Below are 24,644 nucleotides of genomic sequence, written 5' to 3' on the forward strand. Positions count from 1 at the left end.
GAAGAAGAAGTTCAGGCTTTGCGCAGCGCCAGCGCAATGCCGGCCAGGGTCAGGCCCATCGCGGCAAATTCCCGGGCGCCGAGCGGCTCGCCCAGCGCCAATGCGGCAGCGCAAACGCCGACGACCGGTGTCAGCAAGGTGGCCACCGAGGCGGTGGCCGGCGGCAGGCGGCGCAGTGCCGCAAACCAGGTCATGTAACAGACGCCCATCGGCACGATGGTCATGTAAGTCATCACGCCCATGCCAGCCGGCGTGATGGCAGAAAAATCAGGCTTTTCCACCAGCAGGCCGTAGGCCAGCATCGGCGCGCAGCCCAGCGCGAGTTGCCAGGCGACGGTGGTCAGTGGCGGTAATGCCAGCGGCGCCACCGCGACGGTTCCCAGCGCAAACAGGATGGCTGCGCCCAGCGCGAATAACACCCCGGGCAGCTTGTCGATGCCGAGCGCCAGCTCGCCTCCGCCGAACAGCAGGCCGACGCCGCCGATGCACAGTGCCAGGCCGCACAGGCTGGCGGCGCCGGGGCGCTTGCCCAGGAAAGGCCAGGCCAGCAAGGTTGCCCAGACCGGCATGGTATAGACCAGCAGCGCGGCCTGGCCGGCTTGCAGCCAGCGCAACGACAGGGTCGTGAATCCCATCCAGGCAATTACATTGATAAAGGCGCTGACGAGCAGGCGGCCGATTTGCGCGCGCGGAACGCGCAGGGATTGGCCGCACATGGCGGCAATGCAGGCGATGACGATGGCGGCAATCACGCCGGCGCTGCCCCGGGCAAACAGCGGCGGCCATTCGCGCAGGAGAAATTTCATCGCCGGCCAGTTCACGCCCCAGCCGATGGAAGTAATGGCAAGGCAGAGCAAGCCGATCGAACGGGATTCCAGTTTAGGCAAATTCAGGCCATGCGAAGCAGAAAAAAGAAAATGCGCCTTTCCGTGCACTGCGGCATGGGCAAGCGATGCTGGCGTATGGTACAGCGCCGCCATGGAATTTGCCAATGCGTATCTCCGGTGCCGCGCGGCCTGTCCGCTTGCGCGCCGCCATTGCGATTTCTCGAATAAGCCCGCCGGCGCATCTTTGGATTCGCGGTGAAATCAAAGACAAGCCAGGAACTTAATTGCATACTTGCCCAACGAAAGCTAAAGACGAGGAATTTCTATTCTGCGGGGTGTGTAATGGTTCGAACCGAATATGAGGCTTACAAACTCGAAATCCTCGTCGAAGCCGCGTGTCGTTATGCGCTTGTAATGGACTTGCTGTCGCTGATCCATGACATGCGCACCGGGCAGCAGATGAGCCTTGCCGAATCGGAATTGATGAACACCGCCAGTGTGGCGGCCCTCCTGGCCCGGGCCGAACGCCTCAGTCAAGGCATCGACCGCGAATAAATCCATCAATAATCCCCATCCAATTTCACAAGCAGCGGCAAGCCTGCTAGACTTGAATTCATGAAATACCGGGTAGTTGCGGCTTTTCTGGCCTTGCGCCATGCCTATGTGCGGTCAAAAATAATCGGGGGGAGAAACAGGTGAGTCCGGACTTGGACATTGATGGCATCGAGGAACGTTTCTTCGTGCATGGACGCATGGAGATCCTTGCGCTGTTGAACGAATTGATCTACCGCCACGAACCTGTACACATTCATTTCGGCGTCAACGGCTGCCTCGTGACACGGTTGCTGGAAGCCCGGGAGCAAGCGCTGGTGTTCGAAGCCGGCAAGGATGCGGAGATCAACCGGCGCCTGGCCACATCGCCGTCTTGCGTTTTTGTCGCCTGGCCGGATGGTATCCGTGTGCAGTTTTCAGCGGACCAGGTGCAGCAGGTTTCCTGGGGCGGCAGCGCTGCCTGCAGCGTGGCGATCCCCGCCCGGCTGGCACGGCTGCAGCGGCAGGAGAGTTTTCGCGTCCTTGTGCCGCAGCCGCAGGCGCCGCACGTGACGCTGTATGCCGGCGACGGTGCGATACTGGGCGCATGGCCCTTGCATGACTTGAGTGCGGGCGGCCTCAGCGTGGCCGTGGAGAGCCAGGCCGGGCTGGGGTTGGCGCTGGCGCCGAAAATTGCCCGCGTGCGCCTGGAGCTGGCCGGTCATGGCATTGTGGACAACGCCGTGATCTTGCGCCATGCCACCGCCCTGACACAGCGAGGCGGATTCGCCTGTCGCATCGGACTGGGATTTGTCGGCCTGCAGGAAGCGATGCGGGTGGCGATTCTGCGCTACATCGTCGATGTCGAGCATGCGCGCCGCAATGCGCGGATGGCGTCGCGCACGGAAGGCTGACATGCTGCCCTCATTAAGCGATGACGAAATCGAAGAGCGCTATTTCTTGCGCGGCCGCATGGAAATCCTGCATGTCCTCAATGAACTGATTCACTATCGCGAACCGGTGACCGTGTATTTCAACGGCGGCCACGATTTTTTTCAGACCACCTTGCTGGAAGCCCGCGCAGACACAGTGGTGTTCGACCTGAGCGGCGACCCCGAGGCCAACCGACGCCTGCCGGTCAGCACTTCCTGCGTATTCGTTTCCCACCTCAACGGCATCCGGGTGCAATTCTCCGGCAGCCAGCCGGGGCGCATTTCCTGGGGCGGCAGCGATGCTTTTCATGTGCCGCTGCCGGAGCGCGTAATGCGCGTGCAGCGGCGCGAGAGTTACCGCATTCTGCTGCCGGTGGCCAAGCCGCTGATGCTGAAGCTGTTTGCCGCTGACGGCAGCCTGCCGGGCGAATGGCCGGCGCATGATTTGAGCGTGGGCGGCGTCGGCTTTACCGCGATTGGCCTGCCGGCACTGGAAGTCGGCCAGGAGATCGGCCGCATGCAGCTGGCGCTGCCCTGGCAGATCCTGATCGATTGCGCCGCACAGGTGCGCCATGTCACGCAAACCAGCGAGCGCCAGGATGGCAGCCGTTATCGCGTCGGCTTGTCTTTCACCGATCTGGCGCCGGCGACCGGGGTGGCGATCCAGCGCTTCATTACGAAAATCGAACATCAGCGGCGCGGGTTGGACGGCGGCGGATTTTCCTGAGCTGCGTCGGCCTGCTGCAGCGGATCCCGCGCCAGGCGCCGCTTCATGAATGCGAACGTGCGCTCCTGCGCCTCCTGCGTGGCCGCGGCGTCGAAGCTGAAGGTCATGCGGTCGCCGCGGAAGGTCATGGTCGAGCGGCCGCTGACTTCGGCCAGGTCCCAGCCGTGCACCGCCTTCGGAAAGACATGCCACTCGACCGGCGCGCCGCCGGCCTGCAATTCCTCCAGGTGGGGCACGCAGTCGTAGGCCGGCGTGTAGCTGTCTTCGCCGCCCATCAGCAACAGCAGCGGCGTGTCGATGTCGGGCCGCAGGAAGTCGAGTTCCCGCCTGGCATAGCGTGCCGACATATAGCACAGCGGATACCAGGCGACACTGGCGGCAAAGCGGCGTTTGGCCGCATACAGCGCAGAGGAATTTTTCGAGGCCAGCAGCAGCGCGATCGTGCCGCCCTGGGAAAAGCCGGCGACGGCGATGCGCTGCGGATCGATTTGCGGCAGCCGGCTCAAATGATCGAGCGCATCGTAGGCATCCTTGACGCGCCTTGCCATGGAAACCCGCAGCGGCGCAACGCAGTTGGTGAGATGACCGCGCATGCTGTCGAGCACCATCACCGCGTAGCCTTGCGCAATGCCGGCTTCGACCCGCTTGCGCATCCTGTCGCCGATCCTGCCGCCGCAATCCGGCAGCAGCACCAGCGCCGGGAAAGGCCCTGGTCCGGCCGGCATGAAGACGGCATTGGGCAGCGTGCTGAAGGCGCCCAGTTCGCCGGGTTCACCCTCGAAGCGCAAATCGTCGCCGGCGGCCAGCACTTCCTGCGCCTGTTCCTTGCTGTATGCGTCGAACTCGTGCGCCGCCGTCGCGCTTGCCGCCGGCTGCCTGCGCCGCTGCTCCTGCCACGAGCCGCCATTGCCATAAAACATCCAGCGGCCGTTTTCCTTGAACAGGCGGCTGCGCGCCGGGATGGCGCCGGTGTCGGTGCGCACCTCGCCGCGGATCTGGGCAAAATCGCCATCCTCGCGCAACTCCTTGACCTGCCACTCATAGCGCCGGGTATGGGAAAACAGCCTGCGCATGGCTGCCAAATCCTTCTGATTGGTGACCCGGAATGCCGGGTGGTGCAGCGCGAGGGCGGCATCGATGTCCTGGCTGGCCCAGGCGGCGGCGGTGGCATCCAGCAGCTGCCGGATGCCGGCCGGTATCGCGGTGCTGGCCAGCGGGTACATGTGCAGCTTGTATGCGCCCTCGACTTCGAACGACATCGCCAGCGTGCGCTTGCCCGGGACGAGCAACTCCTTCCAGAGCGGCGACTGCGGATTCACCGTCATCCAGCCATAGCCGCTGCTGGAACGTTTGGCGGGCGGCTGCAGCGACATCCCCGCCTTGTTGGCGGCGCCATCCTTGCCGAAGACGAGCCAGTCGTCGCCATTGTTGGCCCAGTCGTCGCGATAGGTGGAGGACTTTCTGGTGATGACGCCTTCGAAGGCGATCTCGGCCAATGGTTCGCCGTCGCGCCGCAGCGCGACTTGCCACTGCCTGGAGGCGGAGCGGCGGATATCGACATCGGCGACGAATTTGGGAAAGCCGACGGCCTTGCCGGCTTCCACCGCCAGCCAGTCGGTTTCCGGCATGGCGAGAATGTGCCAGATGTTTTCGCCATCCTTGCTGGCCAGGATGCTCAGTTGCGCCAGCCTGTAAGGGCTCTGCGGCGCCGCCATGTGCTGCCAGTCGGCGACCGATACCCTGACATAGGGACGTTCCGGCATGGCATAGCCGGCAGGCAGATGGCGCCGGTAGGCGTCCAGGTCGGCTGGCGGAAAATCGGCCACGATATGCGCCACCCGGCGATGGAGACTGGCTTCCTCGTATTTCTGGTTGCCGCGCAATTTCCACTGGCCGTCTTCCTGCACCAGTGTCGCCCCGGCCTGCAGCGGCAACAGCTGCAATGCCGGCGCCAGTACGCCTTTGGCGGAGACGCCGTAGGCACCCAGTTCCACATGTTCGGGATGCTGGCGGATTTCGACCGGCGTGATGTCGAGCTTGCCGAAGTAGTGGCGGTTTTGATGGAGATGGTCGAGAAACGCCGTGCGGTCCATGCCCTGAAACAGGAAATCCTGCGACAGGAACTGCGCTACCGCGCTGCCATCCGGGCTGCCATAGGCCACGCCGAGCTCGCGCAGGAAACGGTCGATGTCGTCCGGCACGGCGATCGCCGCCGGTGCACTGTTACGGGTCGGCGCAATGTTCGCGTCGAATTTTACTTGCGTCAAAACCACGCCGCCGACGACCAGCAGCATGCCGGCTACCGTCAGCGTGCGCCGGCTGAACGGCAGGGCGTGCCGGCTGCCATTGAGCAGCGTTCCCACTGGCGTGTAACGCACCAGCAGCTGATAAGTCAGCAGGCACACTGCCGTGGTGGCCGCCATGTTGATGGCCATCTTGGTCAGGGCACCGTAGGGCGCTTCGTACAGCAGCACGCCGAAGCCGACCGTGGCCGTCATGTGCACCAGATATACCCAGTACGAACTATCGGCGATATAGGCCAGGAAGCGGTTTTGCGCCGGCAGGTAGCGCATGAACAGGCCGATCAGGGCGAAACTCCACAACCAGCTGGCGCAGTGATAAAGGAAGGCCATCCCTGCCCAGGCGTACGGCGCGGTGTGCTGCTGCTTGAGCAAGGCATCGTAGACGCCCATCGCGACAATGAAAAAAGCCAGACCTGCGGCCAGGTAGCGCCAGCAATGTTGCGCATACAGCGGCAGCAGGCTGTCCTGGCGCCGGTACAGGTAGTAGCCGAAGACGAAGAACATGCCGTTGTGGAGCAATTCGGTGAAGCGCGGCAGCAGCGAGCCGTCCGGCGCGACGATGCCGTTCCAGTAGAAAGCGCCGGTTGCCGCCAGCGGCAGCGTCAGGAGCAGGAAGCCCCACCAGCTCGATGCCAGGGTGTGCCAGGCGGCGGCGATGCCGTCCCTGATGCGGGCCGGGACATGCCGCCCCAGCATGCCGCACAAGGCGGTGAAGGCGCAAAACCACAGCAGGTAATACAGGAACCACAGGTGCATGGTGTTGAGCAGCGGGCCGTCGGGAAGCTGCGGCGGCAAGCCGTCGGCGTCGAGCGGCATCAGACCCAGATACTGCATGATGAGGGCGCCGGTGCCGATATAGAGCAGCGGCCAGAAAATCAGAAAGGGCAGGCCGAGGCGGCGCAGGCGGTGCTTGAGCATGCCGCCGTAGTCGCGCCGCGCCACCAGCAGCGCGACAAAAAATCCGGCCAGGATGAAAAACACCGGCATGCGGAAGGTATGGATGAAGGCCATCGCCAGGTTGGCCAGCGGCGTGGTTTCGGGGTCGCGCCAGGGCAGCGGGGATTTGCCGACCACGTGATTGACGGCGACATGCAGCACGATGCCGAGCCACATCATGATCGCCCGCAGGTTGTCGAGCGAATGGAATCGCTGTGCTGGATTCATTGGATTGCCTCCGTTGGCTTATCTTTATGCCAAGGAAGTGTAACCCCCCACCTTGTGTAAGGGGCAATGTATGTGCGGGGGACGTGTGGCGTGTTGTCCGGATGCGACTTGATTAGCTTCAGCCTTAAGCCCGCCGCAGTCTCGGCAATGAAATGGGCGGTGCGGATGGGATGATTGCCATGGTGCAGGGTGCGGACATACTCTTCGCTGATGCGGTCGGCCATGGTGCTGCGCGATAGCTGGCGCAGGTATTCCGTCCACGAATGCACGATGAAACGCTCGACGTAAATATCGGGATCGACAAGGTCGCGGTACAGGCGCCAGTAGCTGGCACCATCGCGCTTGCGCGTCATGCCCAGCGTATGGATTGCGCGGACGAACTCTTCCTTGCCTTGTCGGGCGAGGCATTACAGCAGGAAGTCGAAGGTCTGATGCAGGGTTCCGGCTCAGAATACACAATTGCATTTCGGTGACTACTTAGCCTGAATGTTTCATAAACTGACATTTCGCCCAAATTTCGGCCGCCATGCCAGTTTATGAAACATTGAGGATAGATAGTTGCTGTCCGCTCGTGACCATGCCTTCAGCGAGCCGCGTGATCGTAAGAAACCTGATTTGCGGATTCAGGGCAGAGCATTGCTGTGTGCTTGTAGACGGATTGGAATATAGGTTGGGGGGGATTTTATTCGGTATATTGAAATTAATTACGAATTATCGTATAGTTTGTTGGTTGCCAAAAGGCGGTCAGCTCGCGCAGCAGAGTGTATTCATGCGGGGCAAATAACATGGAGAAGAGATGAGTGAGCCAGAAAGCGTCAAGGACTTGGTCGTTGTGGATTTGGGTGTCGGGATGCCGTCGGCGATCGTCGCCAAGTTCCTGCGTGAGATGGGGGCGACGGTCTGGCGCGTCGCGCCTCCGGCCGGCGATCCCTTCGAATCGATATACCCGGCGTACACGTCTTGGCATTCCGGCTCCAGGATGGCAACGCCGGATCACCTCGATGAACTGCTTGCGCGCGCAGACGTCTGTCTGATTGGGGGCGAGGATCATCCCGGGCTTGAGTGGTCCTTCGAAGGCGCAGCGCTCATTGCCGCCAACCCGCGGCTAGTCGTGCTTCAGATCGCAGGGTACGCGCGCGGATTCGAACAGCGTGCAGCGGTGGACCTTCTCGTCCAGGCGAGAGTCGGGCTTGCTTTCGAAATTTTCAGCGATCGCCCGGTTAACTTTGCCTGTCCGCTGCCAACCTACGGTGCGGCAATCCAAGGCTTGCTTGGGGTCGGTGCCGCGCTGGTCGAGCGTGAGCGTAGCGGGCGCGGTCAATTGGTCGAGACCTCATTGCAGCAAGGGGCCGGGATGTTCCTCAGCTGCCTCTGGATGTCGATCGAAGATACGCAGTCGGTGAACATGCGCAATCCGCCCAAGGACGTGTGGGCGCCAATCGTGCGATGTGCCGACGGGCAGTACGTGTTCTTCGTTCCAAGGTATAACGGAATGGATAAGGTCTTTGCGGCATTCGGCATCGATAAGTCTATCGGTGACACGGCGAAGAAAGGCTACTTCGGTGACATTGATCTATTCCAGCGTTATGCGACGAAGTTCACTCACGAGGAACTCCTGCGCGCGTGCTGGGCAGCCGACGTGGCTGCAGAAAAGGTGTTAGGGCCGGGTGAATGCTGGGATGACGAGCAGGTTCGCGTGAATGGGACCATTGTCACGGAGGTGGATGGTCGTCGGCGCGTCGGCACGCCGCTCACGATGCGAGCGGTGCAACCGAACTCTGGCGCCCCCCGTACCTCACTGCCGTCCGCGCCGGAAGACGCGGCACCCCTGGCGGGCGTTCGCATCCTTGATTTCGGCGCCATGGTGGCTGGAGCTTACGGTTCGAAGCTGCTGGCGGATTTGGGCGCAGATGTGATCAAGGTTGAGCCTCTCGCCGGCGACATCATGCGTACTGCCAGCTATCCGAATTTTGTTGTGTCGAACCAGGGTAAGCGCAGCCTGCACCTTGACGCAAAGGCACCGGAATCCATGGATGTCGTCCGGCGGCTATGCGCAACCGCGAATGCTGCAAGCCACAACTTCCGAGTGGGTTCAGCGGGTCGGATCAAACTCGACCCTGCGTCTTTGCGCGGCTATCGACCAGATATCGTAGCGGTGCAGTGCTTTTCGTACGGCGCCAGCGGGCCACGCGCAATGAATGCCGGCCTCGATCCCCTCATGCAGGCATATTGCGGCCAAGCGGTCAGGGCAGGGGGCAGAGATAATGCCCCGCTGTGGTACAGAAACTTGTACATCGACTATGCTACCGGTGCGATCGGCGCCATTGCGATGCTCTTCGGCATTCGGGAGCAGCTTTGCCACGGCAATGCGGTGGAGGCGGAAACAAGCCTTCTCGAAGCCGGCCTGTTTCTTATGTCGGAACTCATCCAGTGCGCGGACGGCAGCTTTTCCGGCGGGCCGCCGCTGGACTACGACCGTACCGGATTTCACTGCACCGAGTGTCTGTACCAGACTAAGGATGGCTGGGTCGCCATCGCTGCGCGGTCCGACGACATGGCAGCGCGCCTGGTAAACGTGCTGCACCTGCAGGGCTTTCCCGAAAACAGCAGATCGTGGGGGGATAGCGAACGGCAAAAAATCGCCGAACGGATTCGGTCGCGAACGACGCACGAACTTTTGCAGCAACTTGAAGCCGCTGACGTTTGGTGCGAAAAGTGTAACGAGAATGGCTGGCAGAGTCTGCTCGATGATCCAACTGCCAGAGCGGCAAATCTCATTGTCGAAACGCGGGATCCGAATGTCGGCGCACTGATTACGGTTGGCCCGCTGGTGAGTTTTTCACGCTCGCGGCTGGATGCCAACAGGCCAATGTCGGTACCGACGGGGGGGGTGGACACGCGGGAGATCCTCGGCGAGCTTGGATATTCCTCCACCGAGATCGACAACCTGGCAGCGCGCAAGGTGGTCGCATAACAGTCATTTTTCCGAGGGGCATAACTGCTTGGGAGGAGCCGGGCACTGCAAGCGGTCGATGAAGAACATTACTTGTCACGCAATGGCATTCGTTATCGAAGTTGGACTGGCGAATTGCAATCAGGTTCAGTAGTCAGATACGCGGTCCGCTGGACGAGAGAACGCGTACCGCCAGCATGCTGGGCAGAATAGGGGGCCGGCGCTTGCGTACCGCCCCCAACTCTTCGTGCAGCGCGCCATGCGTGACCGGCGAAAGGCCGCGGCTGTAGCCGCGGCGCAGGTGCCCCATTTTTCGATTTTCCATTCTCCTTTCAGTAGTTGGGTATTCCGGCGCATCGTGACCGAGTTCGAGCTATTCCCGGAATTGGCGGTCACGATACCGGAATGGCGTCGTACCAGGCAGAAATGATGTTACGCATAGTGCAACCGAACGGGTACGCTTCCAGCTTTTTTCTAGAGACAGCGTGCACGTACCAAGGATCAATATGCGTAAGATAAAAGACGTATTGCGTCTGAAGCTGGATGCCAAACTGTCGCATCAACAGATCGCCGCCGCGCTGGGCATTTCCAAGGGCGTCGTCACCCAATATGCCACCAGCAAGGCCACGATCATTACCGGTCAATTACCGGTGGAGTACTGGCATGCGTGATCGGTGACGCCACCATTGCCGATGCCATCCTCGACAGGATCATGCTGCGCACACAGCTTTCTAAAACCATCAAAAAGGAGAAAAACATCGACCCATGACCGCAGACAGTACAATTTAACCGCGTAACACCATCTCATGCGCAGCGGTCACGATAGACCGGAATGAGCGGTCACGTTCGCCGGAATACGCAGTAGTCGCGCATGCTTTCACGCAATTCCTCAGGCGCAATCATCGCCATTCCAGCGTCGAGTTCAATCGATGCTCGCCGGTGACGTATCCGCGGCCTGCGGCAGCGTGCGCGCAGAAGAGGGGCATTCTGGTGCGGTGGTCACGACATGGCGCACGAGCACCCGTTTGGCTGGGCGTGCATGCGACGCGAGTGGCGTGTCGGCCAGCGGTTCCAGAGGTCTTGCTGCGAACGAAGCACGTACCCGTTCGTCCGAAGGATCTCCATACAACGTCGTCCGCTGACGCGGAATGCGGCCGGCGGCGCGGATTAGCTCCTCCATTTCATTGGGTGCAAGCTCCTGACCGTGAACCGACCCGGCAGCGCGGGTGATGCTTTCATTCATAAGCGTACCACCCAAGTCGTTGGCACCGGCCTGCAACATGGACAAAACGCCCTGTTTTCCGAGCTTGGCCCATGACGTCTGGATATTTGGAATGTGCGGATGCAACGCCAGCCTTGCGACGGCATGCATTAGCAGCACTTCGCGAATGGTTGGCCCAGGGCGTGCACGACCTTTGAGCGACATGGGCGCTTCCATCGGCACAAACGGCAGCGGCACGAATTCCGTGAAGCCGCCGCTGCGCGCCGCGAGCTTTCGGATGTGCAGCAGGTGGCGCGCCCAGTGTTCGGGGCGATCGATATGGCCGAACATGATGGTGGAAGTGGTCTTCAGTCCCAGGTCATGGGCGGTCGCCATCACCTCGAGCCATTCGTCGGTCCGGATCTTGTCGGGGCATAGGTGCTGCCGCACCTCGTCGTCGAGTATCTCGGCGGCCGTCCCCGGCAGCGTACCGAGCCCTGCTTGCTTTAGCTCGATAAGGAATTCGCGCAGAGTAATCCCGAGCGTCTTTGCGCCCTGCCACACTTCGAGTGGCGAAAAGGCATGGACGTGGATGTGCGGCACGCACTCCTTCACTGCGCGCAGAATATTGAGGTAGGTCTGGCCCGTGTAGGAGGGGTGGATCCCGCCTTGCATGCACACTTCCGTAGCGCCGCGCTCCCATGCTTCGCGCGCACGGCGCGCAATCTCCTCCATGGGCAGGTCGTACGGTTTGCCGCGGAGATTTTCGCTGTGCTTTCCTTTGGAAAAGGCGCAGAACTGGCAGCGAAAATAGCAGACGTTCGTGTAGTTGATGTTGCGGTTCACAGTGTAGGTGACAGTGTCCCCGACAACGGCGCGGCGTAATTCGTCCGCTGATTCGCAGACGAAGGCGAGATTGTCGTCGCGGGCGCTGAAGAGTTGCACGATTTGCTCATGCGAAAGCTCACTGCCTTCACGCGCGGCGGCGACGATGTCGCGCAACTCGTGAGATACCTGCGTACGGTTCGTCGGCTTCGTCAATGCGAGGTGCTCGGAAGTGGACGCCGACATCGGCTGGCCAGGCGACCAGCTGTCAACCCTGGGATATCCCTCGGCATCGCTTAGCTTCAGCAGCGCACCGCGCAACGGCGCCGCAATCCAATCGGCCGCGCTTGATCCGTAGCGGGGGTACACAGTGAGCCTCTCATGCAGCTTCTTGCCCGCCGCGGCAGTTTCGCGCGCGAGGCGCTCCACTTCGGGCCAGGGGGCTTCCGGATTGACGAAGTCGGGCGTAAGCGGTGATACGCCTCCCCAGTCGTTGATGCCGGCGTCGATTACTTCGCCCAAGGTATCCGCGGCCAGATTGGGCGGCGACTGGATACTCATTTCGGGGCCGAATGCAAGACGTGCCACCGCGATGCTCCACTGCAGTTCCTCGAGTGTCGGCTCGGGCGCATGCGCCATTTGCGTGCCTTCCTTGGCGCGAAACGGCTGGATGATGATTTCCTGGATGTGTCCGTGGCGCTCGTGCAGCTCCCGCAGCGCGAGCAGGGATTCGACGCGCTCAAGTCGCGTCTCGCCGATGCCGATCAGGAGGCCCGACGTGAACGGGATGCGGGCTCGTCCCGCCCGTTCAATCGTGTCGAGGCGCACGCGCGGCACCTTGTCGGGCGAACCGTAATGCGGCATTCCCTTTGCGCACAGGCGCTCGGATCCGGATTCCAGCATGAGCCCCATCGAAGCCGATACGTTCCGAAGCATCGCGATTTCGTCATCGCCCATGCATCCAGCGTTAATGTGCGGCAGAAGGCCAACCTCTTCCAGTACCGCACGGGCGGCGTGCGCGAGGTATTCCAGCGTGGAGGCGAAGCCGAGTTCGGCGAGCGCATCGCGTGCCGCTGCGTAGCGCAGTTCTGGCTTGTCTCCGAGGGTGAACAGCGCCTCTTTGCAGCCCATGCGTGCTCCGGCCCGCGCGACGTTCAGGACCTGTTCGATCGACATGTAGGGTGAGCTCACGCGCTTCGGGCTGTGCGCGAAGGTGCAGTAATGGCACACGTCGCGGCAAAGCTGCGTGAGCGGAATGAATACTTTCCGCGAATAGGTAACGTGGCTGCCGTAGCCCCGGTCGCGAATCTGCGCGGCGGCCGTGCAAAGGGCCTTCGTATCTTCGCAGCCGGCGAGCCGCAGTACGCTTTCTCGTGTCGGCAGCTTTCTCGCGGCAAGCTGTTCCATGCATTCGTTAATCATGTTATCTCTCAAAGTAGGCTTCTGGTACATGCTCCTCGATCCAGTGCGAGGTTTCCAGCGTGTTAGTAATATCCGGGAGAACCCTGCGCGTGTGAGCACCGACGGTTCGTGCCGCCGTCAGTCGTCGCAGGTCGCGCTCAGTGTCCACGTCGGCGCCGGCTCCCGCAAGATTCAGGACCGCCAGGCTGAGGCCCTTCCTGTGCGCCTGGGCGGCATGAAGCGCAAAGCTGTTCGGGCCAAACTGGAAATCGAGCGCGTCGGGCGGCCCGGCCAGGACTATGTGGGTGCCTTGGCGATCGGCCGATGGCACCAGGGCGACGCGCTTGGGGCCGGATAGCGCTTCCCATGCGCTCACCACGTCGTCGATTTCGCCGCTCGTGAGCAACGGCAGGTCGCCGTGCACGACGAGCATGGCGTTTTCGCCCTGGGACACGAAGTTTATGGCGGCTCCGCGCAAGCCGCCGTTCAGCCCTGGCCGGCAAGACACGGAGCGGTCGCTTTGCCACTCGACGCCGTAGCCGCAGGCGAGTTTTTTTGCTTCAAGGTCGTCGGAAAGCACCACGATCCTTTTAATCCGCGCGCACCCCAGCAGGGCTTCCAGGACGTCGCAGGCCATTGCGCGCATGAGGCGCGCGCGCAAGGATGCGTCAAGCACGCCGGAAAGACGAGACTTGGCCAAGGCGAAGGACTTGAGCGGGAGAACGGCAAGCATCGAATGAGGTCCTCAGGCGCCGGAGAATTCGAGGACGGCCCGTGCGAGTGAGCGCTTGTCGTCGAGCGACCGCATGACGGTGGGTGCGGATGTCGCCTCGATACCCAGGTTACGGATGGACGGCAACAGCGACGAATCCGCCAGGTCGATCACAATGCGATCGATTGTCGTGCGCAGAAACTCTGTTACTCCTAACGGACTCACGTCCATGCCCAGCTCACGCATCATTTTCGCCGTGGGGCCCTTGATGGCCTGTCCACCAACAATGGGAGATACGGCGACAATGGGCGCTTTGATGGTGGCGAGTGCCTCGCGCACCCCGGGAATGGCGAGGATCGGTTCTACGCTCAGGAAGGGATTGGATGGACATATGATCACGCCGCGCAGTGCATCATCTTCCAATGCCAGCCGCAGCGTCTCGCACATATGGGCGTTTTCCGCGCCCTCGAATCGCACGCCGCGCACGCGAGGCGCGCATTGTCTGGCCACGAAGTAATCCTGGAATGAAAGCTCGCCCTCGTCGGTTATCACGACGGTCGCAACCCGCGCCTCGGACATGGGCACGATGTGGTGGCGCACGCCGAGCACGCTGCTCAGTTCGTGCGTGACTTGCGACAAGGTGGCGCCGTGTCGCAGGCGGTCGCTGCGGTAAAGATGAGTGGCGAGGTCTCGGTCTCCGAGACGAAACCATGTCTCGCCGCCCAGTCGGCCGAGCGCTTCCATGCATGCCCAGGTCTCGCCCTCAAGCCCCCAGCCCTGCGTGGAGTTGCTGCAGCCCGCCAGCGTGTACATCAACGTGTCGAGATCCGGGCAGATGCGCAGCCCGAGGTGATCGAAATCATCCCCGGTATTGGCGACGACGAGGAGATCGCCGGGATCGAGCTCATGGGCAAGCCCCAACGCAAGCTTCGCGCCCCCGACTCCTCCTGACAACGCGATCCATTTGAAGCTCATGCGGGCCTCGGCGCTGATGATCGGAACAAGTCCTGGTGCTTCGGACGGATCAGCGAACGCGCGCCCTGGTCGCTGCGACGGAAGTGCATTCCGCGCGCCAGCACGACCGGCGCGCCCTCCGCGGCCTGGCCCATGAGCAGGGATCCAGCGGCGGCGAGTTCGTCTACGATGGCAATCTCAGTTATCTGCAGTTCACGTCCGAACAAATCTGGCTGGCCCACCATGTTGCGGATTGGCTCGATGCCGGCGCAGCCGATCGTGTAACCGATGATGCCATTGCGCCAGGCGCGCCCGGCGCTGTCGTTGATGATTACGGCGACAACAGCCCCGCTGCGCTGCCCCACTGCCTCACGAAGCCCGCGCGCCGAGGCGTCGGGATCCACGGGCAGGAGCAGGACGCGCGGGTGGCTGTCACCGGAAGCAATGTTCGATTGGTCTACTCCGGCATTGGCGTTCACAATCCCAAGCTTGTGCTCCACGATGAGGACGCCTGGCCGGTAACGCAGGACTTCATTGGACTCGCGCAGGATCACCTCGACGAGCCGAGGATCCTTCTGGACCTTCGGCGCCAGTTCTATCGCGTGCGCCGATGGCATCACATCGTTCAGGTACACATAGCGTCCTTCGACCTTGGACACAATTTTCTGCGCCACGATGAGGACATCGTCATCCTCTGGCTGCAGCCCGGCGCGCCCATAGGCGTCCATCACCAGTTGTGCCAGATCAGCGCCCGGCTCGACGAGCGGGATTCCAGGCAAAGCAGTTAGCGTGAGAGTCGTCATGTGTTGAGCCATTTCCGTTCGTTTCGCAATCGCGTGCGCTGCTGTTCGCATCGGCCCTCCCAACCGCATTCGCTACGGTGGGCTGTAATGGCAGACAACCTCGATTTAAATAACGAAATATTGTGAATTGTAACGAGTAATCGTGATATGGCCATTAAATCCTGATCCGCTAGATGCTTCGCTGGCAGCCTTATTACAGGTTGGCGGTGCCGTTTGCACTTTGACCCAAGGTCTTCCGCTACTATTTGAATCCGAAATGATGGATAAGTGCACCAAATTCTAGTTCTTGATGTTCATATTTCTTCATTTTTTGCAAGCGAATTGCACCGCACGCCGACTCGGAACGGCTTGCCTAGAGTTTGCGCGCGATGATGAGCTTCATGATCTCGGAAGTGCCCCCGTAGATGCGTAACACACGGTTGGACGTGTATATGCGCGAGATTGGCATCTCGTCCATATACCCTGCGCCACCCCAGAGCTGCAAACAGGTATCGACTACCCGGTCGCTCATCTCGCAGAGCCACAGTTTTACCATTGCGCCATCCATATCCGTGCAGGTCCCGGCGCGCACTTTTCTTACCGTACTGTGGAGAAATGCGCGACCCGCCTCGATCTCGGTCTTCGCTTCTGCCAATTTGAACTGCGTATTTTGGAAGTCGAACAGGGTCTGGCCAAATACCTTGCGTTGCTTGACGTAGTCGAGCGTCAAGTCGAAGGCCAGTTCGGCTTGCCCAAGCGCCCGCGCCGCGAGCTGCAGCCGGTCTGTACCCAAGTTGGCCATGAGCATCTTGAAGGCGCCGCCTTCACTACCCACAAGATTGTCGACCGGCACCCGAACGTTGTCAAAATGCAGCTCGCCGGTATTGCCTCCAGGGAAGCCGAGGGTCTTGGTGCCGCGCCTCGTGATCCCTGGCCGATCGGCCTCCACCAGAATGACGCTCATGCCTCGCGCACCTGGGGCAGAGGGATCGGTCTTGACGGTGATGAAAATCAGATCCGCCCAGTCGCCATTGGTAATGTATACCTTGCTGCCGTTGATGACGTACTCATCGCCATCGCGTACCGCCGTCGAGCGGATCGCGACTGCATCGCTCCCCGCTTCGGTCTCCGTCATGGCAAAGCACTGCACGACTTCGCCGGCAAGTATCTTTGGCGCCCATTTGTGCAACAGCGCATGTGCTTTGCCTTCCAGAAGAACGCTGCCTGCGAGGTCTGTTGTAAACAGGCTGCCCAGCGTGGCATAAACTGGCGAGCGGGAGAGCTCGTACGAGAGGATCACGTTGCACAATGTGCTGGCACCCGGCCCGCCGAACTCTTCCGGAATCCAGCCGCCGAGGATTCCCGCTGCCGCTGCCTTGCGCCAGAGCGCGCGTTTGTCATCGCTGTGCGGTGTGATGTCGAGGTAACGCGGCTCGATTTCTCGCTCGATGAACCTGCGCACGGTGTTGCGATAGAGCTCTTCCTCTTCGGTGAACGGAGTCTCATCAGACAAGGTGGTGTTTGCTATCATTGTGAATTCCTGTTGGTTTGACCGGGCGTATGCTCTGGTTCGCGAAACAGCGATCTTTGCCTGAACATATATTTCGAATTTTCGTAATTTATCACGATAAGCCGTATTAAGTAAACTGTCGCTGGGATGAGGTAATGGCGTCTGTGGCGAGGCGCTATCGTTTGAACGCGTTCTGAGGGATGGCTAGAAGTTAGTCAAACCCGCTGCAGCGCATATGTAAATACCGATTAATGCAGGAGTGACAGCGCCTGGCGATTTTTTGGTATCCATCTGAATATATGTATTAACTTGCTTCATCCTATGGTCGGGCTGCCAAGAAGATGCCCAGGATCGAGATTAAGGGCAAGTTTTTACTTTCTGCTATGAATTTCCAGTGAGACTTTACATTTTTGGCGCATTCTATCTCTCACGGGTGTAGGTGACGGAACGATTTGAGCAATATGCGACCGGGTTAGTTGTCGTCAACTTGGCGGGCAAGAAAAGATATTCGATATGTTGCAATATAATGCGGAATATCGTAGTATCGAACTTAATAAATTTTCGCTTGCTCAACCGTTCCCGCGATGTCGCGGATGTCAATATCCAAGGAGAAGAGATGAAAGTAATCGCCCGTATTCGCGAACCGTCCGATGACGAGCCGGATCAGTGGGTTTCCGGCCCGTTTTTCGAGCGCGTGATCCAAGAGACGAAATTGCTGGAGGAGGCGGGATTCGACGCAATCGCCACGACCGAATCGAGCCACGACCCCTTTGTGGGTGCGATGCTTGCTGCGGAGCACAGTAAGCGCGCGGAAATCTGGACTCACATTGCGGTAGCGTTCGCGCGCAATCCGATGAATGTGGCGTATCTTGCGCACGATCTCCAGGCATTTTCACAAGGCCGTTTCGTTCTCGGGATCGGCAGTCAAGTCCAGGCGCACGTCGTCAAGCGTTTCTCCATGCCATGGTCTAGTCCGGCCGCGCGCATGAAGGAGTTTGTACTGGCGTTGCGCGCAATATGGGATTGCTGGAATAACGGCACACGCCTTGAATTCCGCGGCGAATTCTATTCTCATACCCTGATGACGCCAGTTTTCATGCCCCCCCCCAATCCATCCGGACCACCTCCGATCATGATGGGCGCTGTGGGTCCCAAGATGACAGAGGTCGCCGCAGAAGTGGCGGACGGAATCATCGGCCACTCATTCGCATCGGCCGATTACATGCGCGAGGTCTCGCTTCCCGTGATCGAAAAAACGCTGGCAGCGCACGGCCGCTCGCGTGCGGATTTCCAGATAGTGCATCCGCCATTTGTCGTAGCTGTCGACGATGAGGCGGAACTCAAGCGTCGCACGGAAATGATGCGCGAACACGTGGCTTTCTATGGTTCGACTCCGGCTTACCTAGGGGTGCTCGAATTTCATGGCTGGGGAGATCTCCACCCTGAGCTCAACAAGATGTCGAAGGAGGGGCGCTGGAAAGAAATGGCTAACCTGATCGATGACGAAATGCTTCACACGTTCGCCATTATCGGTAAACCCGAGCATGCAGTAGAGGAGATCAAGCGACGGTTTACCGGGGTGGTTGATGCTGTGTCCATCCGTCTGCCGCAGACTACCGAGCCGGCCGTTTCCGAATTGGTACGGCGTTTGAAGGCTGCGTAACTTATCGCAGCGTGGATGTTTATAACGACGTGAGCGTGCAAGCCTTGTATGGCAACCCCGAAATCTCATCTGCACGTCCATCCAGCAGTGGCGGCAACGCATGGTTGTCGTCGAGCAGGGGGCGAGTAGTTTGAGATAGGGGTGGCATGTCTCGATAAAAAAGGAGGCTATATGATCAAGAGTACTGACGCCGGCGGGAGCGCCGTGCAAGTTGGGGCGCAGTCTGTGTATTCCCAATGCATCACTAATCACCCACGTATCATCGCGGTTTTGGGCGGAACCGGTAACGAGGGGCAAGGTCTTGCGCTGCGCTTTGCGGCGGCCGGTCACCGCGTGATCATCGGCTCGCGGGATGCCGAAAAGGCGCGTACGGCTGCCCAGCAACTCAACGGCCGGCTGGAGCGCTCGCTATTGGAGGGGAGCGACAATCAAGCGGCTGTGAAGGCTGCGGATGTCATCATTCTGACCGTGCCGTATTCGGTGCAGCGCACTACGGTGGAGCAGGTCTCGGCAGCACTCGGCGGCAAGATCCTGATCGACGCCACCGTGCCGCTCAAGCCCCCCAAAGTCTCGCGCGTGCAGCTACCTGAAGCAGGCTCCGCGGTCGCGGCTATTCAACGCATGCTCGGCGAGTCCGTCCGGGTCGTATCCGCATTTCAGAACGTATCGGCGCATCACCTTCAGGACCTGGACCACGCGGTCGATTGTGATGTCCTGGTATGCGGTGACGATGTCAACGCACGCGAAGTCGTGGTCGGATTATGCGGGGACATCGGCATGCGAGGGCTGCACGCGGGTCCGATCGACAATTCGGCTGCCGCCGAGGCGCTGACCTCCATCCTGATATCGATCAACTCGCGCTACAAGAGCGCAGGCGCAGGAATACGCATCACCAACCTGCCCGATTGATGGATGCGCGGCCTCCAGCCGCGCATCCTCGTCAACAATGCAGCTTCCCGCATGCCGCCGCCGATTCTCAAGCGATGTTTCATTTCTGCGCAATGAAATGCGAGGTTCGAATCGGTTGATCGCCGCTATGCAATTTCCGGATGATTTCTTCGCTGATGCAATCAGTCATCGTGGCGCGTGTCTGCTGGCGCAAATGTTCTGCCCAGGAGTGGACGACAAAGCGCTCGACATATATTTCCGGATCGGCAAGGTCACGGTAGAGTTGCCAATGGCTGGCGCCATCGCGCTTGCGCGTAATGCCAAGCGCGTGGATCGCATGAATGAATTCTTCCCGTGCTTCAGGCCTGACCCGGTATACGCTCTGAACCGCTACCGGGCCGTCATCTGGAGCAGGCTCGCTCCATAATGCCGGCTCAACCCAGTGCATCGAGGGCGTAACATCGGCTTCATTGCCGAGTTGGAGCGGGTAGCGGCGCGCATATAACACGCCGCATAGTGTCATGATGCCAGCGAGTATTAGTGTGGCTGAAAGATTCAGGTGGCTGGCCACGGCACCCCACAATGCACCGCCAAACGCCATCGACCCTTGAAATACCAGCATGTAGATCGAGATCGCCCGTGCGCGCACCCAGGCCGGCAATACAGTCTGCACCGCTGCGGTGATGATCGAGTTGTTAATCACCCATGCACCACCGCCGGCAAACAGCGAGATGCAGACGATCACTGTATTGGAGCTTAGCCCTGAGATCAAAATCGCAGCGGCAAAGACCAGGCCAGATGCCGTGGCCAGCACATCAAGCGAAAATCGGCGGCGCAACGGCTCGAGCATGGCGCCGAATACAACGGCGCCCGCGCCCATGGCGCCTAGCAACAAGCCGTAGCCACTGGCGCCGAACCCCATCCGATCATGTGAGACGACCGGCAACAGTGCCCACAGGCTGCTCGCACAGACCATGAACAGGATGGCGCGCAAAAAGTAGGCATGCAGTACCGGCGCGTGCCACACGTAGCGCATGCCGGTGAGCATGGCATCGAACGCACGTTCGCTTGTTGCTGTGTTTCTTGGCTGAGGGGTATCGATGCGAAACTGGATCGCGACGACGATGGCAAATATGCTGGCGGTGGCCAAGAAGACTGCAGTGGATCCAAGCCATGCCAGCAGGATGCCAGCCAGCGCGGGGCCGACTGCGCGCGCACCATTATAGGCAATGCTGTTCAATGCCAGGGCGTGCAGCAGTGCCGTTCGCGGCACCACATCCGAAATGCTTACCTGTCTAGCCGTAATCGCTACAGCGCAGCAGCATCCGATGGTAAAGGTCAGGAACAGCAATGTCCATGGCCCAAGCAGGCCAAGATGCGAAACGGCTGCCAATGCACCAGTCGCCAGAAACATACCGGCATGCGTCCAAAGCAGCAACTGCTGTCGATTTATCAGATCGGACATGACGCCGGCCGGAAGGCCGAGGATGAAGGCCGGCAAGGTGACAGCGGTTTGCACGAGTGCAACCATGAATGGAGACGGCGTTAGCGTAAGCATGACCCACCCAGCGCCGACGTTTTGCATCCAGGTCGCGATGCTGGCGAGCATGGTGGCTACCCAGAGCGCACGAAACAGTTTGTATTGAAAGGCACTGGCAAACTGTCGATCTTGATTGCGAGTCCCATCATTTTTTTCTGGCTGGCTACCGATATTCGAATTTTTCATGCGTCAAAAATAAATGCGAAATGTCGTATATATATATAGTATATCGTGTATTCGTATTTTTCGTCTCAGCCTCTTTTCACCACAATCTGGAGGCCTTGATTGAATAGCGTTTCTGGCATGCGTATTACTCATAAGATATTCATAAGTAGCGCAACGCCTAACTGTTGGCTCCAGCCATGACTTGATTTTCGCTAGTGCGGCACATGCGCCGATTAACTTTTGTGTGTTTTAACAAATACGATAATTCGTTAATTTATCGACCTGTCGAATTATAATTGTCAAGATAAACGAAGTGTTTTGATATGTGGAAAATTATCAGAGGAGAGCAACAATAATGGGAGCCATTGTTCCTGCGGCAGTAAGAACTTTTGCTGTTTTCGAAATTTTTGCCCGTGAGAAACGAGAGCTGCTGAAGTCGGAATTAGCCCGGTTTTTAAACTTGCCGGAAAGTAGTTGTTCTGATTTGCTCAGTACCCTCGAAGAACTCAATTATGTAAGCCGGACGGTTAGCACCAAGCGCTATTACCCAACCAATCGTCTGCAGGCGATCGCCAATGCGATATCGGAACACGACGAATTCGACACCTTGGGCGATAAGGCAATTGCCTTGCTAGCTGAGCGTACCGCTGAAACATGCTACATGGCTGAATTGGATCAAATGGAAGGGAGAATCATTGCCGCGCATGAAGGGAGTCATTCCTTGCGCTATGTCGTCCAGGTTGGTGACCGGGTTGCGGTCCACGCGACGGCAATCGGCAAATCCTTATTGGGACAATTGCCGGCTGCGGAGTGTGGCCAGCTGTTACGTCTGAATCCGTTGCGCGCGCTGACTGCTAGTACGAAAACCAAGCCCGATGCGCTCGAGCGGGAATTGGCGGAAGGCAAATTAAGAGGGTGGCATCAGGCAATCCAGGAGGGGCGTGAAGGTTTAAGTTCCTTCGCGGTCGCAGGCTGGATCGGCCGGCGACTGGTTGGCATCTCCATTACCGGACCCAGTGATCGCCTGGAGGCTAACCGTGAGACTTATATCGATCATTTGCTGGCGGTTGGCCTGCAAGCGTTTGGCGCGGCGGAAGCGGATGCCTTCGCTGATGAAAAAAATGATGAAGGAAGCGCATGTCAACAGTCTCAGGGGTAGGGAATTTACTTGTAGTGGATCTTGGCGTCGGCATGTCGGCAGCCCTGGCAGCAAAACTTCTTGCCGACACTGGAGCTCGGGTCGTACGCATCGAGCCGTCCAGTGGCGACCCGTTTTATGATGTGTATCCAGCGTATTCCACCTGGCGATCAAAGGCGCAATTAGCTCAGGAATCAGAGTTGCAGGAATTGCTGTTGCGTGCCGATGTCTGCATTGTCGGAGGCGAGAGCTATCCCGGTCTTGATCGGCGTTTCGATGGCCATGAACTGCATGCCGCGCATCCCCATCTGATTGTCCTTGACCTGGGTGGCGCGCATTCGATGGATGGTGTTGCAGCGCCGGCGGTCGATATTCTTGCGCAGGCGCGTACCGGCCTGGTGTACGAACAATTCACCGCGCGTCCAATCTGCTTGGCCTCTCGCTTGCCAACCTATGGGGCTACCCTCGTCGGTTTGATCGGTGTCTGGGCGGCTCTCCTGCAGCGTCGGCGCAGCGGTCGTGGCGAGCTTGTCAAAAGCTCCCTGGAGCAAGGGGTTGGAATTTTCTGGTCGGCTTTCTGGATAGATGCGGAGCGCCCCGATACGGCCTTTTCAACCATAACGCCCAAGGACTGCCGCCACCTGATATTTGAGTGTGCGGATGGCGGCTATGTCCAGTTCGTCATGGGCATTCCCAGCGCGGTAGCAAAATTGTACAAGGTACTGGGCATCGATGCAGTGGTCGACCCGAATGATCGCGGTGTTCCCCGGGTCGGGGCACCCATCGATGAATATTTCGGCAATCTGAAATTGATTGGCGCGCATGTCATTAAATTCGAAAGGAGTGCTTTGCTGAAGGCGCTCTGGAATGAAGGCTTGGCTGCAGAGCCAGTGCTGCAGCCGGGAGAATGCTGGAGCGATCCTCAAATTGAGGCAAACGCTCTCATAGAAACCGGCAGGAATGGCTGTCGGAGTGTGGCTTGCCCAATTGACTTTGCTGCGGCCGCTTCGCTGGCCACGCAACTGGATGCGCCGGTGGCGCCGCCAGGGCCGGATGAAGGGACCGGGTTGCCGCTTGCCGGAGTGCGCATTATTGATCTCGGAAATTTCGTCGCCGGTCCCTATGCGTCACGCTTGCTGGGAGATTTGGGCGCGGATGTGATCAAGGTGCAGCCGCCATCCGGAGCGAGCACGATTTCCGGCTACAGGACGGTCTATAGCTCCAACTGTAACAAGCGAGGCTTGTGCATTAACATAAAGTCCGACGAAGGCTTGAAAATTTTACGCGGGCTATGCCGGACGGCTGACGTTGTTCATCACAATTTCCGTGTCGGAGTTGCGGAGCGGATTGGCGTGGCGCCGCACCAGTTGCGAAAAGTAAATCCGAACCTGGTCACGCTGGAAACGAGCGCTTACGGTAAAGTCGGCCCGAAAAGTCTTCTGGCTGGCTTCGACATGGTAATGCAAGCCTGGTGTGGCCATGAGGCGCGCGCTGGCGGGATTGGCAATCCGCCTTTGTGGGTGCGTTCTCCGCTCGTTGATTATGCCGCGGGTGCAATTGGTGCGATAGCCATCCTGATGGGCTTGTATCGCCGCGAGGTGAATGGCCATGGTGTTGAGGCCACGGTCAGCCTGCTGGCATCCTCTCTCTTTCTGCAATCCGAGCTTATATGGTCGCCAGATGCCGGCTTCAAGGGAGCTGGATCGATCGATAAGGACTTGACGGGATTTCATCCGGCAGAAAGCCTGTACCGGACGCGCAACGGCTGGATTGCCCTTGCGTTGCGGGGCAGCGCCATGGCATTCCGCTTCACTTCGCTCCTTCAGTTGCACGGATTTTCGGCGAGCACCGCGGATTGGGGTGATGTCGAGCGCAGCCGAATCGGCGAAGCGCTGCGCTCATGGGACTGTGCCGAACTGGTGCAGGCATTGCGCGCACATGAAGTATGGGTTGAACCCTGTGTCCAGGATGGCTGGGCCAGCCTGACTGAGCGCCGCAACGGCGCCCTTGGGCGGCAATTCAAGGAATTGCTCGATCCGCATTATGGCCGGGTCAGCGGCATCGTCGGAACGCTCGTGGAATTTGGCGATACAGCGACAGGGGATCGGCACCTGCGCTCCGCCCCGGCGCAAGGCCAGCATACCCGTGAATTGCTGCGGGAACTTGGATACACGCCAGAAAACATTTCGAAACTGGCAGCCAGCGGCGTCGTGGCCGGAGCAGATCTGAATAATCTGGCGGCTTGTTAAAAAAGAAGGTTTTATATTACGAAATGCCGTATTAATTTACGGTTATATGTCGTTATTTCGCGTGGAAATTTCATGGGAAATCTGGAGATAAAATCTTTATCACATATGCGTTATAGAAATCTCACATATGCGCTCTAAAAATAATTGGGCAAATTCCACGATGCGGAAACATGTTTTTG

At 59.5% G+C, this 24,644-nt stretch carries 18 protein-coding genes and 1 pseudogene; 9 read left to right on the plus strand and 10 right to left on the minus strand.

Annotation, left to right across the window (positions count from 1 at the left end):
* Positions 1 to 11: 11 nt before the first annotated feature.
* Positions 12 to 992 (minus strand): DMT family transporter, encoded by a 981-nt coding sequence (locus D3878_RS17045; RefSeq protein WP_233556370.1) that lies wholly within the window; start codon positions 990 to 992, stop codon positions 12 to 14.
* A 177-nt stretch (positions 993 to 1,169) separates the two neighbouring features.
* Here D3878_RS17045 and D3878_RS17050 point away from each other — a divergent pair, with 177 nt between their 5' ends.
* The 3 genes from D3878_RS17050 (at position 1,170) to D3878_RS17060 (ending at position 3,017) form a co-directional block, all read left to right on the plus strand.
* A complete protein-coding gene (locus D3878_RS17050) occupies positions 1,170 to 1,382 on the plus strand; it encodes a hypothetical protein (protein ID WP_119786570.1) in 213 nt (70 codons plus the stop codon).
* Between the two features lie 140 nt (positions 1,383 to 1,522).
* On the plus strand, positions 1,523 to 2,272 hold the full coding sequence (locus D3878_RS17055) for a flagellar brake protein (protein ID WP_147384006.1): 750 nt from the start codon (positions 1,523 to 1,525) through the stop codon (positions 2,270 to 2,272).
* Position 2,273: 1 nt separating this feature from the next.
* A complete protein-coding gene (locus tag D3878_RS17060; RefSeq protein ID WP_158592297.1) occupies positions 2,274 to 3,017 on the plus strand; it encodes a flagellar brake protein in 744 nt (247 codons plus the stop codon).
* Here D3878_RS17060 and D3878_RS17065 read toward each other — a convergent pair.
* Positions 2,981 to 6,484, minus strand: a complete 3,504-nt coding sequence (locus tag D3878_RS17065) for an acyltransferase family protein (protein ID WP_119786573.1) — start codon at positions 6,482 to 6,484, stop codon at positions 2,981 to 2,983. The two genes, D3878_RS17060 and D3878_RS17065, sit on opposite strands and share 37 nt — an antisense overlap.
* A pseudogene (locus D3878_RS17070) lies at positions 6,481 to 6,867 on the minus strand (MFS transporter); the annotation flags it as partial. The pseudogene D3878_RS17070 and the gene D3878_RS17065, both read right to left, overlap by 4 nt.
* Positions 6,868 to 7,280: 413 nt before the next feature.
* Between D3878_RS17070 and D3878_RS17075 the strand changes: the two are divergent.
* A complete protein-coding gene (locus D3878_RS17075; protein WP_119786575.1) occupies positions 7,281 to 9,458 on the plus strand; it encodes a CaiB/BaiF CoA-transferase family protein in 2,178 nt (725 codons plus the stop codon).
* A gap of 133 nt (positions 9,459 to 9,591) precedes the next feature.
* Here the strand turns inward: D3878_RS17075 and D3878_RS23870 are convergent, their stop codons facing one another.
* Positions 9,592 to 9,762, minus strand: a complete 171-nt coding sequence (locus D3878_RS23870) for a hypothetical protein (RefSeq protein ID WP_158592298.1) — start codon at positions 9,760 to 9,762, stop codon at positions 9,592 to 9,594.
* A 181-nt stretch (positions 9,763 to 9,943) separates the two neighbouring features.
* Here D3878_RS23870 and D3878_RS23875 point away from each other — a divergent pair, with 181 nt between their 5' ends.
* Entirely contained in the window at positions 9,944 to 10,108 is a 165-nt protein-coding gene (locus tag D3878_RS23875) for a hypothetical protein (protein ID WP_158592299.1), read from the plus strand.
* Between the two features lie 251 nt (positions 10,109 to 10,359).
* Here D3878_RS23875 and cofH read toward each other — a convergent pair whose 3' ends face one another.
* The 5 genes from cofH to D3878_RS17100 form a co-directional block, all read right to left on the minus strand.
* Positions 10,360 to 12,915 (minus strand): 5-amino-6-(D-ribitylamino)uracil--L-tyrosine 4-hydroxyphenyl transferase CofH, encoded by a 2,556-nt coding sequence (gene cofH, locus D3878_RS17080; protein ID WP_233556371.1) that lies wholly within the window; start codon positions 12,913 to 12,915, stop codon positions 10,360 to 10,362.
* Positions 12,887 to 13,597, minus strand: a complete 711-nt coding sequence (cofC, locus tag D3878_RS17085) for a 2-phospho-L-lactate guanylyltransferase (RefSeq protein ID WP_119786577.1) — start codon at positions 13,595 to 13,597, stop codon at positions 12,887 to 12,889. Before cofC ends, cofH begins: the two co-directional genes overlap by 29 nt.
* A gap of 12 nt (positions 13,598 to 13,609) precedes the next feature.
* The gene (gene cofD / locus D3878_RS17090; protein ID WP_119786578.1) at positions 13,610 to 14,551 is read right to left on the minus strand and encodes a 2-phospho-L-lactate transferase; all 942 of its coding nucleotides are present in this window, start codon (positions 14,549 to 14,551) and stop codon (positions 13,610 to 13,612) included.
* Positions 14,548 to 15,333, minus strand: coding sequence for a coenzyme F420-0:L-glutamate ligase (gene cofE, locus D3878_RS17095; protein ID WP_119786579.1), 786 nt, complete (start codon positions 15,331 to 15,333; stop codon positions 14,548 to 14,550). The genes cofD and cofE overlap by 4 nt, the downstream gene beginning before the upstream one ends.
* 352 nt (positions 15,334 to 15,685) lie before the next feature.
* Positions 15,686 to 16,843, minus strand: a complete 1,158-nt coding sequence (locus tag D3878_RS17100) for an acyl-CoA dehydrogenase family protein (protein ID WP_119786580.1) — start codon at positions 16,841 to 16,843, stop codon at positions 15,686 to 15,688.
* A gap of 595 nt (positions 16,844 to 17,438) precedes the next feature.
* On the opposite strand from D3878_RS17100, the gene D3878_RS17105 reads away from it, so the two are divergent.
* Both D3878_RS17105 and npdG read left to right on the plus strand, forming a co-directional pair.
* Positions 17,439 to 18,485 carry a TIGR03617 family F420-dependent LLM class oxidoreductase gene (locus D3878_RS17105; RefSeq protein ID WP_158592300.1) on the plus strand — a complete coding sequence of 349 codons (1,047 nt, stop codon included), beginning with the start codon at positions 17,439 to 17,441 and terminating at the stop codon, positions 18,483 to 18,485.
* A gap of 171 nt (positions 18,486 to 18,656) precedes the next feature.
* Positions 18,657 to 19,394: an NADPH-dependent F420 reductase gene (gene npdG, locus D3878_RS17110; RefSeq protein WP_119786582.1), complete on the plus strand. Its 738-nt coding sequence runs from the start codon at positions 18,657 to 18,659 to the stop codon at positions 19,392 to 19,394.
* Positions 19,395 to 19,473: 79 nt separating this feature from the next.
* Here npdG and D3878_RS17115 read toward each other — a convergent pair whose 3' ends face one another.
* Positions 19,474 to 21,099: an MFS transporter gene (locus D3878_RS17115; RefSeq protein ID WP_119786583.1), complete on the minus strand. Its 1,626-nt coding sequence runs from the start codon at positions 21,097 to 21,099 to the stop codon at positions 19,474 to 19,476.
* 334 nt (positions 21,100 to 21,433) lie between these two features.
* On the opposite strand from D3878_RS17115, the gene D3878_RS17120 reads away from it, so the two are divergent.
* On the plus strand, positions 21,434 to 22,237 hold the full coding sequence (locus D3878_RS17120; protein ID WP_119786584.1) for an IclR family transcriptional regulator: 804 nt from the start codon (positions 21,434 to 21,436) through the stop codon (positions 22,235 to 22,237).
* On the plus strand, positions 22,216 to 24,465 hold the full coding sequence (locus D3878_RS17125; protein ID WP_119786585.1) for a CaiB/BaiF CoA-transferase family protein: 2,250 nt from the start codon (positions 22,216 to 22,218) through the stop codon (positions 24,463 to 24,465). The genes D3878_RS17120 and D3878_RS17125 overlap by 22 nt, the downstream gene beginning before the upstream one ends.
* Positions 24,466 to 24,644 lie beyond the last annotated feature (179 nt).

Source organism: Noviherbaspirillum sedimenti (genome assembly GCF_003590835.1).
GTDB lineage: Bacteria > Pseudomonadota > Gammaproteobacteria > Burkholderiales > Burkholderiaceae_D > Paucimonas > Paucimonas sedimenti.

Excerpts from the sequence above, each read along its gene's own strand:
- cofC (WP_119786577.1), bottom strand. The coding sequence starts at position 13,597 with ATGCTTGCCGTTCTCCCGCTCAAGTCCTTCGCCTTGGCCAAGTCTCGT.
- D3878_RS17060 (WP_158592297.1), top strand. The coding sequence starts at position 2,274 with ATGCTGCCCTCATTAAGCGATGACGAAATCGAAGAGCGCTATTTCTTG.
- D3878_RS23870 (WP_158592298.1), bottom strand. The coding sequence starts at position 9,762 with ATGGAAAATCGAAAAATGGGGCACCTGCGCCGCGGCTACAGCCGCGGC.
- cofE (WP_119786579.1), bottom strand. The coding sequence starts at position 15,333 with ATGACGACTCTCACGCTAACTGCTTTGCCTGGAATCCCGCTCGTCGAG.
- D3878_RS17105 (WP_158592300.1), top strand. The coding sequence starts at position 17,439 with ATGAAAGTAATCGCCCGTATTCGCGAACCGTCCGATGACGAGCCGGAT.
- cofD (WP_119786578.1), bottom strand. The coding sequence starts at position 14,551 with ATGAGCTTCAAATGGATCGCGTTGTCAGGAGGAGTCGGGGGCGCGAAG.
- D3878_RS17065 (WP_119786573.1), bottom strand. The coding sequence starts at position 6,484 with ATGAATCCAGCACAGCGATTCCATTCGCTCGACAACCTGCGGGCGATC.
- D3878_RS17115 (WP_119786583.1), bottom strand. The coding sequence starts at position 21,099 with ATGAAAAATTCGAATATCGGTAGCCAGCCAGAAAAAAATGATGGGACT.
- cofH (WP_233556371.1), bottom strand. The coding sequence starts at position 12,915 with ATGTACCAGAAGCCTACTTTGAGAGATAACATGATTAACGAATGCATG.
- D3878_RS17100 (WP_119786580.1), bottom strand. The coding sequence starts at position 16,843 with ATGATAGCAAACACCACCTTGTCTGATGAGACTCCGTTCACCGAAGAG.
- D3878_RS17125 (WP_119786585.1), top strand. The coding sequence starts at position 22,216 with ATGTCAACAGTCTCAGGGGTAGGGAATTTACTTGTAGTGGATCTTGGC.
- D3878_RS17050 (WP_119786570.1), top strand. The coding sequence starts at position 1,170 with ATGGTTCGAACCGAATATGAGGCTTACAAACTCGAAATCCTCGTCGAA.
- D3878_RS17075 (WP_119786575.1), top strand. The coding sequence starts at position 7,281 with ATGAGTGAGCCAGAAAGCGTCAAGGACTTGGTCGTTGTGGATTTGGGT.
- D3878_RS23875 (WP_158592299.1), top strand. The coding sequence starts at position 9,944 with ATGCGTAAGATAAAAGACGTATTGCGTCTGAAGCTGGATGCCAAACTG.
- npdG (WP_119786582.1), top strand. The coding sequence starts at position 18,657 with ATGATCAAGAGTACTGACGCCGGCGGGAGCGCCGTGCAAGTTGGGGCG.
- D3878_RS17120 (WP_119786584.1), top strand. The coding sequence starts at position 21,434 with ATGGGAGCCATTGTTCCTGCGGCAGTAAGAACTTTTGCTGTTTTCGAA.